This is a genomic window from Streptomyces sp. NPDC001407, assembly GCF_042895325.1.
Taxonomy (GTDB): Bacteria; Actinomycetota; Actinomycetes; order Streptomycetales; family Streptomycetaceae; genus Streptomyces.
In genome coordinates, this window is the sequence record NZ_JBIAWF010000004.1 from 130,064 (window position 1) to 144,284 (window position 14,221).

A 14,221-nucleotide genomic window follows, 5' to 3' on the forward strand; every position below is an offset into this window, starting at 1 on the left:
GGAACACCCCTTACCGCCGTAGGTAGCCCTTCCCCCGGCAGAGGGCAGGTCCAATCGCCCGCCCGGTCGGCACTGTCAGGGCGGCTCCTACAGAGTTGGCCGGGCGGGTGCGCCATCGATCAGCAAGCAGGCAAGAGCAACCACGATCTCTCGCTCTGGAGGATCTATGAGGGCTCTACCTCTCCGGCCGCAATTCGCGTGGCTGGAGATCACAGGCGTCTGCAACCTCAAGTGCTGGCATTGCTATGCCAGCTCCTCACCGCAAGGGGACCACGGGACCATGACCCCGGCCGACTGGTTCAGGGTCATAAACGAGCTTGCATCAACTGGCGTTCGTGACGTGCAATTCATCGGCGGAGAGCCGACGATGCACCCTGAGCTTCCGGCGTTCATCCGTCATGCCCTGTCCAAGGGTATGTGGGTTGAAGTCTTCTCCAACTTGACCCACGTCAAGGATGAGCTGTGGGAAGTCTTCAAGCTCCCCAAAGTCCGGCTGGCTGTCAGCTACTACTCTGACTGGTCAAGCGACCACGACGACGTGACCCAAACCAAGGGGTCACACAAGCTGACCCGGGCCAATGTCGAGAAGGCGGAACAACTCGGCATCCCCACTCGCGGAAGTGTCATCCGGGTACTCCAGGATCAGCGCGGCAAGGAAGCGGAGACCGACCTTCTACAGATCGGCATCCGCGACGTACGCACAGACAGGCTCAGGCCCTTTGGGCGGGGGGCAGACGGCAAGGCCCCCGACATCAAGAAGCTTTGCGGGAAGTGTGGGCGAGGAAAGATCGCCATTGGGCCAGATGGTGATGTCTGGCCGTGCGTGTTCGCTCGATGGATGACCATCGGCAACGTGCACGAAGGGAGTGTCGAAGACATCTACTACGGCGAGGCCAACCGCCAGGTAAGGGCCGAGCTGGAGAAGGTGTTCCCACACACGATCGTGGACGATCACCCCAAGTGCCTGCCGGACTGCAACCCCGCGTTCGAGACGTGCTCACCACAAACTGTGTGCGCCCCTGACGCGGCCTGCGGACCGACCCAACCTCCGCCCCCGCCACCCCCGAAGAAGGAAGTCCGCCTCTCGCCACGCCGGTCAGTCCGGTACGCGAACCCCGGGATATCCGGAACCGACTGCTGAGCACCGCGAACGGGGGAACCCTCTCCATTCGTCAGCGATCAAGGAAGGGAGGGCGGTAGCGTGGCGGCGCCCGAGCCAGACGGGCTCAACAAGGTTCACCGAGTACGGAGTAATCACATGCTCGAAGCACCAACCGTCACGCTCTACCTTGCACGACGAGACGCGTACGCGGACTTCCTTTCCGCTGCCGATACTGAGTCCCGAGTCGCACACTTCCGCAGTGAGGGCCGGTACAAGGAAGAGGAAGCCATCGCAGCCGTAGACGCGGCCTACGCGGCAACGAGGGACAAGTTCAATGTCATCGACATTGAGGGTGTCGGCCCCATCAAAGAGGCCCGCGCCGTCCTCGAACAACTGCAAGCCATGCACAAAGACGGAGGAGTCAATCCGGACTGGCGCGACTTCAAGGCAGCACGCGAAGAGTTCGTGAAGTCGGCCGGGGACTTCCTCCGGAAGTCGCTCGGAGAAGAGTGACCTCTACCCACTGAGGTAGGTGCAAGAAAGCGCCCCGTCCGCGCACTTCCCCCGAGGTGCCGGACGGGGCTCCCCGAAAGGAGAAGGTATGGGAGTGGTCTTCGACTCTGACGGAAACAGGAAGACGAAGCCGTCACCACCGCCGAAACCGGCGGAGCCGTCGAAGTAGTAATCCAGATCAGAAGCCCCGTCTGAAGGGAGCCTTCGGGCGGGGCTTCCTCATGTCCTGAAGGTTGAATCGTGATACCTCACTGGTACCAGGTGGCATTAGCCAGCGTCGCCGTTTACCTGACGACCGGCGGCGCAGTCTTGTCCTGGTTCAAGTACACCCCTCGCGAGCATGAAGCCCGGCTGCGGGAAACCGTAGAGTCCGACGCGGCTTGGTTGGATGCCCGAGCCCCTGGGGTCTATGCCGCAGTAGCGGTCTTCACATACTTGGTGATCTGGCTTCTGTGGCCTCTGGCTCTCCGCATACGCATCCGACGCCGGTAGCCCAACCAATTCCGCAGCCGACACAACAAAGCGCCCCAACAGATCGGTCCTACGCGATCTGTCGGGGCTTCGCCATCAGCTATAGGGAGCTGACAACGTGCGACACCTTATCCTGCGTACCCTTGCGGGGGCACTCGCCCCCGTCCTGCCTCTCCTCGGATGGCATGGCGCCAAGCGTCACGGGCGCCACAGCGGGCGCCCTCTCGTCTTCCTGGCGCCTCGCAGGCCCGCCACGACGCCGGAGGCCGAACCGGCGCCTGAGCCCCCCTCAGAAGGCTTCCTGGAGCCTCTGATCACTACCCCGGTCGTCCCGTGGTGGTGGCCCATGGCGCAAGCAGAGATCGACGAGCGTGCGGCGCGCGAGGAGCGCGAGCAGATACGCCGTCGTCAGGTGGCCGTGGCCCTCGTGGAGCTTGGCTACGAAGGGGACTACACGTACCCTGGAGCCCACCCCACCAAGGTCTGAGCCGGTGAGGTGGAGAAGGGCCCTCTCTGGGTAGTACAGGGAGGGCCCTTCACGTAGAGTCGCGGCCGGCTGAACTGCCAGTGATCAAGCGGGAGTTGGCTGACTGTCGCTAGTGTGCCGCCATGGATGGACTGTTTCCCCCCTCTGGGGTTATCAGCGATGCATTGGCCAAGCGCATCGCAGGACAAGAAGCCCTGGATGCCGAGGACGGCTGGCACGGGATGCGGGATCTGGAAGAGCTGGGAGCCATCACCCCGCAGCTTCTTGAAGAGATTGACTATGCCCTCACCGAAGGGAACGGCTCTGAGGATGAACTAGAGGCCCTGGAGGCGTACGCCAGGGCTCATGGCATCCGAGGGCGGCAAGAAGGGTGGGGCGACATCAGGCCGGACCACTCGGAGCTTCCTCCAGGAATGGTGAGCTAGAGCCCTCGCCGGTCCGAGTGCTAGGCCGGGACTCGGAGTAAGTTCAGTAAGTTCGGTAAGTTCTGAGACCCCTACCGTGCTCCTAGACCCCCTCTTCAGGGAGGGGGTCTACTGGTACAGAGGGAAGTAAGGGGTTAGAGAAAGACTAGTGCCTGTCTATCCTTAGGGGGATAGCCAGGCTAGTCACTAGTAGTAATTATATATACACCCTCCACAATAAAGATGGAGTCCGCAGGTCGGCTAAGTGGGATACCAAAGTGGCGCACTTCACACAGGCATCTGTGAATCTTTCAGATGTTCCAGGGGGCGGAAGTCTCGCGAGACCCGAGAAGGGGTCTGTACGGCCTCCTGAGGGCTTAATGCCTTCCCCTTGGTATCTCTGGGCAGAAGGAGCCTGGAAGGCCCTCAGAATGGACTTGAGAGGCTTGACCTAGGTGGAGTGAATGTGGTACCCGGGTGCTCATGTGAGCCACCCCACTCTCAGAGGTCAGGAAACGTACGTTATCCGAGGAAGGGGCTCCGCCGGTTCTCTCCAGGAATGAACTAACCCTGTTACCCCACCCCTTTGTTCAAGTCGATGTCGGAACTTACTGAACTTTGCTCCGAGAATGAATGTCCGAGCCTACTGAACTTACTTGGTTAGTTTGTTCAGTATCTTCGGTAAGTTCTCCGCCTAGGCTCTCTGTCAGTCCATCGGAATAGATTCCTTGTAGGGTCAGTGAATCCCTTACTTGGCTTGAGGTGATCCGCCGACTTGTTGCGGGTTTGATTCACCGACTAGTCCCGTAAAGCTCACCGGATTCCCCACCTTCCCGATATCTTGGCCCCCTTAGCGTGAATCTTGATAGGAGCCTTGGGTATTGCCTATCGGTGCCTATAGATACCTATTGATGTGGTTGTAATTGTTAGTGGCCATGCTGTTACTCATAGTGGCCTTGATGGCGATCACCCCGAGTACGTGTGTGCATACTTTGGTCAGTGCAGACAGAGTGAAGAATGTCAAGACTAAGCAGACAACAAAGAGGCAACAATGTGAGATGAGGTAAAGGTGCGATAACAAAGAGTGATGATGCGAGAGATGCGAAAGAATGAGATAGATGATCACAAAGAGTCATAACACCTGGTCATAGGGGGTGTGTATAGGGGGCCTTATGTGCATAGGGCCTTGTCGTCTATGCACTCAGATGTCACAGAGAGTACAGATTGCCCTGTGAGGGCCTTATGAGAGGGGGCCTTACTAGGACCCTAGGGGGGTTGGAGATAGGCCCTCAGAAAGCCGTATACGGCTTTCTGGACAATCCCTATGTTTGAGTGATAGACGCGCGTGCGCGCGTCTTCCTTCTATGGGTAGGGGGTACCTCTAGAGAATGCCTATATGTGATCCAGGTCATAGGGATTCCTGGGGTTCTTAACTTGTGTCGTGGGATGCCCTCCCGTAATGTTCTCGGTGTCGGAAGGGAACGGAAACCGGCCCGGAAAGTACCGGCCTAGCGGGTCTAGCTAGGCAATAGGGAACACGGAGCTAGAGGTTTCATCAGTTCTACCGGCAGGGCGTGAACATACCGCCCCAAACCAACAGCAAGACCTTTGATCCTTGAGAAGAGCGACAGTCGGAAGACTGGAGCGAACATAACGGTGAGTGTCTACCGGAAAGACATTGCGGCGCAGGTAGCTAAGCGTAAGAGCGTGAACCGCCTAGCGTCGGCAGTCCCCAGAATCGTCACGGTGAGGGGCAGTCATGAGCCCTATGGGGCTTACGTGATACATACGCCTCAATGGGTGTGTGTCGCGTTGGTCTAATAGGGAAGGATGAGAATATGCGTAAGAATCTTTCAATCCTGCTTGCTGCCGCCGTGGTAGCTGCGGGGGTCTTCTTTGCTGGCTTCCTAAGCGGCAAAGGCAACGCTGATGAAGCTAAAGAGGCTGCGGAGGTTGCCCACTTTAACGATGGGTGGACAACGGGCAACTCTGACCTCATTGAGCAGATAGAGAAGGCTAAGAAGGGCTGCGGCTCTGACTGGCATATCGACTTTGACGGGCAGGGTCCTGCCGAAGCTATCTGCGTCAAGTAACTTGTGTCGTGGGGGCCTTCGGGCCCCCTCTCTAAGGAGTGATCAACATGTCTGTGTCTCTCGAAAAGAAGTGCTGTCAGTTCTATCCGGACTCTCCGGTTATGCGTATCGTCATCGGTCGCTTTGATGGCGGGCTGTTGAAGGGTGGGAAGATCCTTCATGGCGACACGGTGTGTCAGGAACACGCGAAAATACTGCGTGACTACCTTGAGGGGGACTGGTTCGCCTCTCGCGCGGACTTTCAGCATGGACTCAAAACAGGCTTTGAAGGGTGCTGACATGCGATATTGGAAGGTAATTCTCGTGTCCGAGGATGACAGCATCAACAGTTTCACTTGGGCTGCCACTGAGGAGGGTGCACGTAAGCGGGTTGAAGACATGCTGAGTGACCACCCTGAGGTATGGGAGGGGTGGACCTTCCAGCTTCACGAGTGAGCCGCTTTAGTCGGCCCTGGGCTTCCCGGGGCCGGGTATGGCCGTTCAGTCAACTAAGGGTGGGAACTATGGATACGCAAGAATCCCGTACCGGCATCGTTATGGAGTTCGTCAAACTTTCCGAGTGCGGCCGACCGGCTGTCATGGACTGGCGTACCTACTCTGCGGGGGCGGACTTCCTTGACAGGGTCGCTTCTGACCTGGGGGAAGCCATGGCGGAGGGGCAGATAGTCATTGGGCAAGAGGTGGGTGAGTCCGGCCAGTATCGAGACACGGTCATCCGCGAGATTGTGTCTAGGGCTATCCCGAGTTGGACGCATGAGAAGTGGATTGCGTTCGTAGACCTTCGCGCTTATCAGGAAGTTGTAGAGCGTGAAGGCGTGATGGATATGGACGACCGTGCGGACACTGCCCTAGAGCAGATCGCTTATCGGGCTGTCCGGCTGTACCTGACGAACAAGGATAAGGAGATGGGGGCATGAGCGGTTACGTGAACTGTGCTTGTCGGGATTGCTTCGAGATAGTCATAGGTTCCGGTCCGACTCTCTGTGATGAGTGTCAGGCTTCGGGATGTATCAATCATGACAACTTGCCGGGATTTATGACCGGCTATGGCCTCGGCTACGAGTGCCAGCGGGAAGACGTGGATATGGGCGTCTGAGCCTCTTTGGTCGCGTGTCCGGTGCTAGGCTCCGGGCGCGCGGTCATGGGCGCTTAGAGCGGCGCACAGACACCAAGAAGGGGTCATCGTGGCTGACAGCTACACCATTTGGGTTTGCGGCAACTGCGTCATGCATCAGGCTAATGGTGAGTGCGGGGACTGCCACCGCGAGGAAGGGCACGAGGGTGGGGAGCCGCTTAGCAGGGTTGATTGCACGCGCTCCGCTATGGGCATGGGGTGGGAGGATCACGCGGAAGGCTGCGAGACCTATGAATCTCAGGGTGAGTGTCACGGAGAGTGTGACTGCGAAACCGAAACTTACAGCACGTCCACTTGTGAGGGGTGCGGTAGTGATTTCCATGGGAAGCGTCACGCAATGACGGTATGGGAGGGGAAGTAATGGCAGACAAGTACATCTGTCGGGCAGGTTCCGGGGTCAAGACTCATCGCATCCGGGGCGGTGAGTGGAAGTACAGCACCACGAACTACACGGTTTGCGGGCGAGTGGCAACGGCTGTCGAATCCCTCATGAGTGGCAACCCGCTGGAAGTTACCTGCCAGAAGTGCAAGAAGGGAAAGAAGAAGTGAGCTACACGGACTTGCGTGACTTCCACTGTGAGTACCGCGAAACCTTCGATGGGGAGCGGGACGGTAAGCACGCGACGTTCACTGTCGAGATTGAGAAGCTTGGAGGTGGAACCGTAGGGAAGAAGTACGCACAGGAAAGCTGGCGGTACATCGCCAAGCACTCCGACGGGGAAGAGATCGCACGCGGACAGGATCTCTATATGGGTAGCCCGGCCACTCACGAAGATGCGGCAAAGTGCGTCTTTGAGATGGCGTGCGACACCGAAGAGATTCGAGGGTACTGACACCCTCTCTGACGGACTTTGGGGGCGCCCCCGGCGAAGTTGGGCCGGGGGTGCCCTCATGGCCCCTCAGGGAGCCACGTAGACACATAGGAGGGGATATGGCGGAAGGGACGCGAACGGCCATGGCAGCCAACGGTCATTACATGGTGTACGACGTGAGGGGGTACGACTATGAGGGTTACCCCATCCTGAGTCAGTGGGACGCCGTACACTCTGACGACTGCCCGTGCCTGACTAGGGAGGACTAATGGAGCGCAAGGCGGACGAGACGGAGAAGTTGGCGGAATACGCCTACGAACACCGATACCTCATCTGTGAAGCCCTGGAGCGGCTTGGCAGTGATGAGGGTAAGCGTGTTAGCGCCATGCTGGACAAGCTGTTTCACCGGTACGAGTGGAGGGGTGAAGGGGAATGATCACCAGGGCGCGTGTAGACATGGCCGGTTCGGATGGTTACCGAGCATGGGCCGTGACTATCGAGGAACGGACGATTATCAACCTGGGTGTGTATGTCTTCCAGGGTGAGGAGAACCGGAATGGTCCCGGACCACAACAGCGGGAACTGTTCGCAAGTCGGGGAATCAAGGAACTGTCCGAGTGGGAAGAGGTTCAAGCCTCACAGTGGATGGTTGACCTTGATATCCCGGATAGCCTGATCCCGCAGCGGTAGACTGGCCACCCCACGGAAAGAAGGTATGGGCATGAGTGATGCAGGCTGGGAGACGCAGGAAGCGCGTCGAATCATCATCAACGATGAGAACCTTTATAGGGCGGGGCGCCGGGAATCGAACTTCGGACTTGAGCGCTTCCATACATGGGCGGAAGGCGTTCTGAACGGTACGGCCACCTGGGATAGTGGGGACACTGCGAAGGTGGACTATGAACAGCTCATGGGTGATGTGCGCGCCTAAAGCTGAGCGTTCTTAGTTGGGGCCCGGCCTAATGGTCGGGCTCTAGCTATGTCCGCTTAGGGTGAGTGGGTGGAGAGAGGGGAGGGTAAGTGATCATCAAACCCACTGGCGAACAGATCGCCGATATGTGGTGGCGCGGTCGTGATAATGGGCAAACCTTGGTCATCCTGGCTCACACTCCAGAGGGGGAGGAGATTCAGGGCGACGTAATGGGCCGTGGATCAATGATGTGGGTTCGAAACCACGAGACTGGCCAGTCATGGGAAGATGTGCGGCATGAGTGGGTCTACTCTGCAACCCTGGTGAATCGGAAAGGTGGGGACCGTGAATCCTGAGTACACACTCAGTGATGAGCCTCTGAGGGTGGAGGTAGGCAAGACTGGCGGTGGCACGGTTGGAGACTCATACGAGGGGTGGTGGGAAATTGTCGTCTACCGGAAGGGGGAGAAGGCTCTAGAGACGACAATCCAGAGTCCCAAGCCCATGACCCATGAGTCTATAGCTCAATGGGCAGTTGACCTGATCAAGGGGAAGTCGCAGTCGGCTGTCTGAGCGCCTTTGGTGACACCCCCGGCACGAGGTGCCGGGGGTGTCTTCATGGGCTCTTAGAGCGCAACACGGAGACACTAAGGAGGGGTCACTATGACTGAGGTCATCCGTGAGGAACTGGCGTACGTGCTGAACAAGGGTGGGGATGTGCACCCGAACGATTCGTTTGACCTTGCCTATCACGTGGCTGAGTACCTGGGAATCAAGCATCCGGAGTGCTACGTCTGCGTTCGGGCAAAGGTGACGTGCCCTGAGCATGGGTGCTGAGTAGGTTCGGTAAGTTCGGTAAATGATTCAAGGAGAGCTGTTCAGCATGATTGTTCACCACTCGGATTGCGTGATGTGCCACAAGAAGGGAAAGGAGGGTGTTCCCTCTGTCGAAGCGATACCCTTCCGTGGTAAGCTCTTCCCCTTCTGTGCTGATCATGCCGATCAGCTCTTCGCCATGCTCGACATCACCCCGAAGGATGGGAACACGTGACCGACTACGAGGCTATGACCACGGGTAAAATCCGAGAGATCATCAGGCTTGTTGAGCCGGACACTGAGGCCGACCCTCGGGGGGTGCTTCTGGCCATGCTGTCTCAAATCTCCTCTTATGTGGGAGACACGCTCTACCTGGACGACAGTGGTCGTATCCGCCCCCTGATCATCGACACCCTTTTGATCGGCCCCACGAACAAGGGGCGCAAGGGAACCGCGCTGGCAGCCTCCACCCGGGTATTCAACATTGCTTCGCCTGACTTCCTCGCTCAGCATGAGGTGTCCGGCGCCAAGACCGGCGCTGGCATCATCGGTGCGTTTGTTAAGCGTCGTGATGCCGCGAAGAACGCCCAGATTGAGTCCCTGGAGTCTGGGCGCGAGTACGAGGGTATCGACCCCGGAGACACCCGCATGTTCCTTGTGGAAGAGGAGTATGCATCGGTGCTGAAGTCGGGTAAGCGGGACGCCACTCTTCAGGGTGTCATGCGTAAGACCTGGGACGGTGCGGACCTCCAGAACATGACCAAAGACGGGGGTGTCATCAGGAAGCCCGTGTTCGTGATTCACGGGCACGTGTCCCCCACGGAGTTCCGTCACAACCTCTCCAGTGCGGACGTGGCGGGCGGAAGCTTCAACCGTCTTATCTGCGGCTCGGTGATCCGCTCCAAGAAGCTCAAGAAGCGCCACAGGATCGACCAAGAGAACCTGAAGATGGCCGGTGAGATTCTGGGGGAGGGTCTGGACTTCGCCAAAACCCTGGACACCATCGCACTCTCTGACAGTGCCATTGACCTTTTCGATGATGGCCTGTCGGATGAAATCGAGGGTTACGGCGAGGGTCTGCCTGTTGTTGAAGCCTTCGTGGGCCGGGCGGAAGAGTATGTGTGCCGAATCGCAGCTATCTACGCTGTGATTGACCAGCGGAAGGAAATCAAGGTTCTTGACGTCAAGGCGGCGTGGAACCTGGTGAAGTACTGCCTTCAGTCCATCACTGACATTCTTCAGGGTTCTGAGGGGTCGAATGAGTCTCGCATTCGCGCCGTTCTCCGGAAGAACCCTGATGGAGTGACGGGAACTGTCCTCCTGAAGGCAACCGGTCTGAACGCTGCGGCTATCCAGGACGCGGTAGACGAGATGGCAGACGTTCAGACCATCGTGGTTCCGGCCAAGGGTTCCAAGGGTGGCCGACCGTCAACGCTCTACGTCCTGATGGAGCCCTCGGAGGACGAGGAGGCCACGGACGCCATGGACGAGGACCAGGCCGCCGTAGACGACCTGGACGACGCGGAGGACCAGGAGCCGGAGAACGAGGCTCAGGCGGTCCCTCGGCAGCCCAAGGGCGTGCGGTCCATCGTTGACGGTAACGGGGAGCTTCGACAGGATGCAGGGAACGACTTCGCAAACCTGCTCAACTAGGGAGAGGGAATAGCGTGTTCGAGAAGGGCAGCAGGGTCCGTAACCGGAGATACGGATACACGGGAACCCTGGAGAAGAGGATCGGGAGTGACCGATGGATCGTGTATGCAGACCCTAAGGAACCTCTTGTTCAGGACGAGAGGACGCTTCCCGGGATCCCGGTAGAGGCCGACGAACACAACCTTGAGCCACTGGACTTCATTGACGTCGCCAGTGTCGTTGGGGAGAGTCGAGAGACGCGAGCGGTAATGCTCTACCTCCGCAAGGAAATCCACATGGGACATGCTCTGATGGATTCCCTGTCCCTGTCCTCCCTGGAGTCGTTCACGAAAGACGCCAGGAGGGTTCTGGGGGACGCCACGGAGGTAACCGGAAAGGAACTGGACGGGGCTGACTGGGAGGCCATCTACGAGGCCGTGAAGGCCGAACGGTAGGCAAGTCCAAGATGTTAGAGTGAAGGCCCTTCGGGGCCTTCTCTGCTTAGGGGTACATGTGTCTGTCTTCTTTATCTATGTCCATGACGGGGTGACACTCGACATGAATGAAATGGAGTGTGCGCCAAACAGGGAGGTTGTTAAGCGAGAACTGGCCTCCCGCGTCAAGACCGGTCTTGGCGTGACGCGCTTCGTTAAGGACATGGAGAAGATCAGTACCGGGGCCATCTGGGATTCCAGGACTGAAGATGAGTGGCCGGAGGCCACGGAGGATGCCCATATGGCCGTCTGGCGGGTTCGAGGGTGGGAAGTCCCCACGAGGGAGCCTGACGAAATCTGGACGTACAGCGGGACCGTGGACAAGCCGAACATCCGCCAAGTACGACCGTGAATCGAAAACGAGTACTGCTGGGGGCCGTTTGTTTGGCGGCCCCCTTCGGTGTACACTCACGCGCAAATCTACTTAGGGGGCAGGGGTGGACGAAGAAGAGGTAAGGCGTAAGTTCATGGAGATTCTGTCTGACTGGGAGACCGAGGACAGGCAGCGTCGTTCCACGTGGACTTCCGGCGAACTGATCCGGGCAATGAAGGACATGCCCCCGGCCGTGAAGCTGGCGGTTCAGGCTGTACAGGCCCAAGAGATCCGAGACGAACTCGTTGAAGCCGTAGAACTCGACGTTGAGAACTTCACCGTATGGGCCCTCCGGGCGCTGTCCCCGTACAGCGATGCCGTAACCATCGCAGAGGCCGAGATGCGGATAGTTCGGCACAACATCAAAAAGCTTCTTCGGAGGGAACAAGGCGATGTCTGACGACAGGGTCAAGATTGACGATGATGGAAAGCTGTGGGTCAACCTCGGCAACATCAAGAGCAATGCCTTTGGTCAGCACGTCGTGACCATCAATATCGGCGGACGCGAGGAATCCCGCCCCTTTCCTTCCCGTGAAGAGGCAGAGGAAGCGGCGCGGAACCTTCTCATCACGGCCATGATGGGATTCGGGATGATGGGCGGAAGGAAGTAATGGAACCGGCACAGCTTCACGAGTTCGTTCACAAACTCGCTAAGTGGACCAAGAAAACCGCCCCTGAGTTCTGGTCCAGTAAGGCGGCAGCCGGTGACCAGTTCTACTGGCCTGCAAACATGAAAGCCCCTGTCATCACCAACTCCATGTTTAACGGCCTGGTCCATGCCGCCCTGCCGATTCAGGGCGGCGATTGGAACCGTGCGCAGATCGTAGCCAGGGATACCATCGCAAGGTACGTGCAGCCAGAAATGGATAAGCTAGCCGCGTACCATGCGGAAACGCTTGAAGACGCCTACCTCCTGTACGTAGGCAAAGACACGTCGTACCTGGCGGCTAAGACGGAAATGGAAAACTTCCGTCTGGAGCGGAAACACCTGCCTGCCACGAGGGGGTTTGTGCGATGGGAAATCCCCATCGCAACCGCTACTGGGCACGAGTCTCACGGAATGAATCCGAAGGAAGTGGAAGAGATTCTGCAACACTTCGGGCAATCAGAGATTCCCATAAACGCTGCCTCCTGGCGGGTCAGTGACGACGGTACCGAAGTGCTCGTGTGCCTCTACTCGGACGGAGGTGCCGCAAAGGCGAAGATGATCAACTCCCTGAACAGTGCTGGAGTGCTGAAAGAGGCGGCCGAAACGGATGCCTACAAGCTTCAGTACAGTGACCCCGCACCACTGGAAAGGGAACAGGTACTTCCTCTGGGGAAAACCCTCGCATGGTTCGACTCGGATAGCGAAGAGAAGCTAGAGGCCACAATCAAGCCTGTACCCCCGGACGACCCCCGCCATAGGGAAGCAGTGGAGCTGCACGCAAAGCAGGTACGGGCACACGAGGAATACCTTCCCATCCTCACTCAGGCAATCAAGACCTTCGCAGCGACGTTTCTCATCAGAGAAATGAAGATGATTTCACGAGAGGAAGTGCCCCCACCTCGCTCCGTCAAGAAGCGCATGAAGCGCATGAAGGGGGGAGACGCTTCCAAATCTCCCGGCTCAAGGATGGTGGAGGTCATCCGGATCGGAAAGCCTCTACAGCACCGGAACAAGTCCGAGGAGTCAGGGAAGGGTGGCAAGTGGAAGGTGAAGACTGTAGTGGGTCCGGTAGTCAGGTACCGGCAGTATGTTCCTGCCTACGACGAATACCGCGAGTATCCCGAAGGCAAGATCATTGAGCCCTATGTTGCAGGGCCCGCCGACGCACCATGGAGCGAGAAGGCAAAGGTTTACCTGATGGAGTAGACAAGTCAGGTGAAGATAGGGGATCATCCTGGGAAGGGGTGGTCCCCTTGTTCGTTGAACTCTCAGGGAGGGAACAAGAGTGGAAGACAACCTGAAGAACCGCATCGATGACCTGCGGGACAAGGTCTATGAGTGGCAGAGCAAGAATGATGACGCCAGCATGATCGAGGATTCTGAACTCATCGTGGCGGTCCTGAACCACCTTGAGGGAGACACTGACCCGGTGTCTTTCCTGTCGGGTGAAGGCTTCACCTTCTGACAGGGGTTTGACACAACCCAAGATCCTTGATCTCCTTAGTCAGGAAGGTGGACGCGGGAGGCGTGGCAACACACACGATGTCCATTCAGGGTGCTCTGTTGGAGTACCTGAACGAGAACAAGCTTCTCCAAGGTGAGAACCTGCCGGACGCTGAAGGGTTCCTCTCCAAGTGGAGGGAGACGAAGCGGGCCGTTAAGGGGGAGCTGTCGGAGGAAGCTATCAGCTTCCTGTATAAGACTACGGGCTGCCTCATCAATCCGGGGGATGCCCCAGGAGAAGTAGCACGAGGCGCCCGCGCCTTCCGTAAGCGTGTAGACGAGTTGGGTCTATCCTCTGAGGAGGCCGCGACCGACGAGGCCGCCGAAGAATCAGAGTCCAGCGAAGACCCCCAAGCCGAAGTAGAGGACAGCGACATGAGCAGCCCGTTCGAGGTCAAGCGCCTGATTGTCATCAAGATTGATGGCGAGGAGTACAAGGGGGAGGTGGACGATTCCGCGATGGCGGAACTTGAGAAGCTGGGCAAGGCGTTCGCCACCAAGCTGGACGCCTACGAGAAGTCCCGTGACGAGCTGGTGGAAGCCCTGGGTGACGCCGGAGTCAAGAAGGTCCAGAAGCCCGCGTTCTCGGCCACTGCTGTCCGGGGTGGTCGTGGTGGCGGTCCCAGCAAGGCCAAGCAGGACGCAGCCCACTCGGAGCACCTGAACCGCATCCGGGAATGGGCCAAGGAGAACGACTTCGAGGTTTCTGACCGAGGCCGTGTTGCTAAGAACATCATCGAGGCATACAACGTGGCCAACCCCGAGGACGCCATGGAGGTCTAGACCTCCTGGCAAGATCAGCTAGACTGGGCGACTCGACCCCCGCC

23 protein-coding genes are annotated in these 14,221 nt (G+C 58.3%); all 23 read left to right on the forward strand.

Annotation, left to right across the window (positions count from 1 at the left end; translation table 11 throughout):
- Positions 1 to 166: 166 nt before the first annotated feature.
- The 23 genes from ACFY1P_RS07965 to ACFY1P_RS08075 all read left to right on the forward strand — a co-directional run bounded on the left by ACFY1P_RS07965 (position 167) and on the right by ACFY1P_RS08075 (position 14,177).
- Entirely contained in the window at positions 167 to 1,141 is a 975-nt protein-coding gene (locus ACFY1P_RS07965) for a radical SAM/SPASM domain-containing protein (RefSeq protein WP_390750076.1), read from the forward strand.
- 117 nt (positions 1,142 to 1,258) lie between these two features.
- On the forward strand, positions 1,259 to 1,615 hold the full coding sequence (locus ACFY1P_RS07970) for a hypothetical protein (RefSeq protein ID WP_390750077.1): 357 nt from the start codon (positions 1,259 to 1,261) through the stop codon (positions 1,613 to 1,615).
- 817 nt (positions 1,616 to 2,432) lie between these two features.
- A complete protein-coding gene (locus ACFY1P_RS07975) occupies positions 2,433 to 2,573 on the forward strand; it encodes a hypothetical protein (protein WP_390750078.1) in 141 nt (46 codons plus the stop codon).
- A gap of 122 nt (positions 2,574 to 2,695) precedes the next feature.
- Positions 2,696 to 2,998, forward strand: a complete 303-nt coding sequence (locus ACFY1P_RS07980) for a hypothetical protein (protein WP_390750079.1) — start codon at positions 2,696 to 2,698, stop codon at positions 2,996 to 2,998.
- Between the two features lie 1,817 nt (positions 2,999 to 4,815).
- Complete coding sequence (locus ACFY1P_RS07985; protein ID WP_390750080.1) at positions 4,816 to 5,070, forward strand: hypothetical protein; 255 nt, start codon at positions 4,816 to 4,818, stop codon at positions 5,068 to 5,070.
- A gap of 47 nt (positions 5,071 to 5,117) precedes the next feature.
- The gene (locus ACFY1P_RS07990) at positions 5,118 to 5,348 is read left to right on the forward strand and encodes a hypothetical protein (protein ID WP_390750081.1); all 231 of its coding nucleotides are present in this window, start codon (positions 5,118 to 5,120) and stop codon (positions 5,346 to 5,348) included.
- Positions 5,349 to 5,573: 225 nt separating this feature from the next.
- On the forward strand, positions 5,574 to 5,987 hold the full coding sequence (locus ACFY1P_RS07995) for a hypothetical protein (protein WP_390750082.1): 414 nt from the start codon (positions 5,574 to 5,576) through the stop codon (positions 5,985 to 5,987).
- A gap of 763 nt (positions 5,988 to 6,750) precedes the next feature.
- On the forward strand, positions 6,751 to 7,038 hold the full coding sequence (locus ACFY1P_RS08000; RefSeq protein WP_390750083.1) for a hypothetical protein: 288 nt from the start codon (positions 6,751 to 6,753) through the stop codon (positions 7,036 to 7,038).
- Between the two features lie 247 nt (positions 7,039 to 7,285).
- Positions 7,286 to 7,453, forward strand: coding sequence for a hypothetical protein (locus tag ACFY1P_RS08005; RefSeq protein ID WP_390750084.1), 168 nt, complete (start codon positions 7,286 to 7,288; stop codon positions 7,451 to 7,453).
- Positions 7,454 to 7,506: 53 nt separating this feature from the next.
- Positions 7,507 to 7,707: a hypothetical protein gene (locus tag ACFY1P_RS08010; protein WP_390750085.1), complete on the forward strand. Its 201-nt coding sequence runs from the start codon at positions 7,507 to 7,509 to the stop codon at positions 7,705 to 7,707.
- 31 nt (positions 7,708 to 7,738) lie between these two features.
- Positions 7,739 to 7,948: a hypothetical protein gene (locus tag ACFY1P_RS08015; RefSeq protein ID WP_390750086.1), complete on the forward strand. Its 210-nt coding sequence runs from the start codon at positions 7,739 to 7,741 to the stop codon at positions 7,946 to 7,948.
- A gap of 89 nt (positions 7,949 to 8,037) precedes the next feature.
- Positions 8,038 to 8,283: a hypothetical protein gene (locus ACFY1P_RS08020; RefSeq protein WP_390750087.1), complete on the forward strand. Its 246-nt coding sequence runs from the start codon at positions 8,038 to 8,040 to the stop codon at positions 8,281 to 8,283.
- Complete coding sequence (locus tag ACFY1P_RS08025; RefSeq protein ID WP_390750088.1) at positions 8,273 to 8,500, forward strand: hypothetical protein; 228 nt, start codon at positions 8,273 to 8,275, stop codon at positions 8,498 to 8,500. The genes ACFY1P_RS08020 and ACFY1P_RS08025 overlap by 11 nt, the downstream gene beginning before the upstream one ends.
- 90 nt (positions 8,501 to 8,590) lie before the next feature.
- On the forward strand, positions 8,591 to 8,764 hold the full coding sequence (locus tag ACFY1P_RS08030) for a hypothetical protein (RefSeq protein WP_390750089.1): 174 nt from the start codon (positions 8,591 to 8,593) through the stop codon (positions 8,762 to 8,764).
- A gap of 22 nt (positions 8,765 to 8,786) precedes the next feature.
- Positions 8,787 to 8,978, forward strand: a complete 192-nt coding sequence (locus tag ACFY1P_RS08035; RefSeq protein WP_390750090.1) for a hypothetical protein — start codon at positions 8,787 to 8,789, stop codon at positions 8,976 to 8,978.
- The gene (locus ACFY1P_RS08040) at positions 8,975 to 10,396 is read left to right on the forward strand and encodes a DUF3987 domain-containing protein (RefSeq protein WP_390750091.1); all 1,422 of its coding nucleotides are present in this window, start codon (positions 8,975 to 8,977) and stop codon (positions 10,394 to 10,396) included. The genes ACFY1P_RS08035 and ACFY1P_RS08040 overlap by 4 nt, the downstream gene beginning before the upstream one ends.
- A 14-nt stretch (positions 10,397 to 10,410) precedes the next feature.
- The gene (locus ACFY1P_RS08045; RefSeq protein ID WP_390750092.1) at positions 10,411 to 10,830 is read left to right on the forward strand and encodes a hypothetical protein; all 420 of its coding nucleotides are present in this window, start codon (positions 10,411 to 10,413) and stop codon (positions 10,828 to 10,830) included.
- 58 nt (positions 10,831 to 10,888) lie between these two features.
- The gene (locus ACFY1P_RS08050; RefSeq protein WP_390750093.1) at positions 10,889 to 11,221 is read left to right on the forward strand and encodes a hypothetical protein; all 333 of its coding nucleotides are present in this window, start codon (positions 10,889 to 10,891) and stop codon (positions 11,219 to 11,221) included.
- Positions 11,222 to 11,306: 85 nt separating this feature from the next.
- Positions 11,307 to 11,642, forward strand: a complete 336-nt coding sequence (locus tag ACFY1P_RS08055; RefSeq protein WP_390750094.1) for a hypothetical protein — start codon at positions 11,307 to 11,309, stop codon at positions 11,640 to 11,642.
- A complete protein-coding gene (locus tag ACFY1P_RS08060) occupies positions 11,635 to 11,853 on the forward strand; it encodes a hypothetical protein (RefSeq protein WP_390750095.1) in 219 nt (72 codons plus the stop codon). The genes ACFY1P_RS08055 and ACFY1P_RS08060 overlap by 8 nt, the downstream gene beginning before the upstream one ends.
- Positions 11,853 to 13,097: a hypothetical protein gene (locus ACFY1P_RS08065; RefSeq protein ID WP_390750096.1), complete on the forward strand. Its 1,245-nt coding sequence runs from the start codon at positions 11,853 to 11,855 to the stop codon at positions 13,095 to 13,097. The genes ACFY1P_RS08060 and ACFY1P_RS08065 overlap by 1 nt, the downstream gene beginning before the upstream one ends.
- 79 nt (positions 13,098 to 13,176) lie before the next feature.
- Positions 13,177 to 13,356 carry a hypothetical protein gene (locus ACFY1P_RS08070; RefSeq protein WP_390750097.1) on the forward strand — a complete coding sequence of 60 codons (180 nt, stop codon included), beginning with the start codon at positions 13,177 to 13,179 and terminating at the stop codon, positions 13,354 to 13,356.
- Between the two features lie 62 nt (positions 13,357 to 13,418).
- A complete protein-coding gene (locus tag ACFY1P_RS08075; RefSeq protein WP_390750098.1) occupies positions 13,419 to 14,177 on the forward strand; it encodes a histone-like nucleoid-structuring protein Lsr2 in 759 nt (252 codons plus the stop codon).
- The last annotated feature ends 44 nt before the right edge of the window (positions 14,178 to 14,221 follow it).

Excerpts from the sequence above, each read along its gene's own strand:
- ACFY1P_RS07965 (WP_390750076.1), top strand. The coding sequence starts at position 167 with ATGAGGGCTCTACCTCTCCGGCCGCAATTCGCGTGGCTGGAGATCACA.
- ACFY1P_RS07970 (WP_390750077.1), top strand. The coding sequence starts at position 1,259 with ATGCTCGAAGCACCAACCGTCACGCTCTACCTTGCACGACGAGACGCG.
- ACFY1P_RS07975 (WP_390750078.1), top strand. The coding sequence starts at position 2,433 with ATGGCGCAAGCAGAGATCGACGAGCGTGCGGCGCGCGAGGAGCGCGAG.
- ACFY1P_RS07980 (WP_390750079.1), top strand. The coding sequence starts at position 2,696 with ATGGATGGACTGTTTCCCCCCTCTGGGGTTATCAGCGATGCATTGGCC.
- ACFY1P_RS07985 (WP_390750080.1), top strand. The coding sequence starts at position 4,816 with ATGCGTAAGAATCTTTCAATCCTGCTTGCTGCCGCCGTGGTAGCTGCG.
- ACFY1P_RS07990 (WP_390750081.1), top strand. The coding sequence starts at position 5,118 with ATGTCTGTGTCTCTCGAAAAGAAGTGCTGTCAGTTCTATCCGGACTCT.
- ACFY1P_RS07995 (WP_390750082.1), top strand. The coding sequence starts at position 5,574 with ATGGATACGCAAGAATCCCGTACCGGCATCGTTATGGAGTTCGTCAAA.
- ACFY1P_RS08005 (WP_390750084.1), top strand. The coding sequence starts at position 7,286 with ATGGAGCGCAAGGCGGACGAGACGGAGAAGTTGGCGGAATACGCCTAC.
- ACFY1P_RS08015 (WP_390750086.1), top strand. The coding sequence starts at position 7,739 with ATGAGTGATGCAGGCTGGGAGACGCAGGAAGCGCGTCGAATCATCATC.
- ACFY1P_RS08030 (WP_390750089.1), top strand. The coding sequence starts at position 8,591 with ATGACTGAGGTCATCCGTGAGGAACTGGCGTACGTGCTGAACAAGGGT.
- ACFY1P_RS08035 (WP_390750090.1), top strand. The coding sequence starts at position 8,787 with ATGATTCAAGGAGAGCTGTTCAGCATGATTGTTCACCACTCGGATTGC.
- ACFY1P_RS08060 (WP_390750095.1), top strand. The coding sequence starts at position 11,635 with ATGTCTGACGACAGGGTCAAGATTGACGATGATGGAAAGCTGTGGGTC.
- ACFY1P_RS08065 (WP_390750096.1), top strand. The coding sequence starts at position 11,853 with ATGGAACCGGCACAGCTTCACGAGTTCGTTCACAAACTCGCTAAGTGG.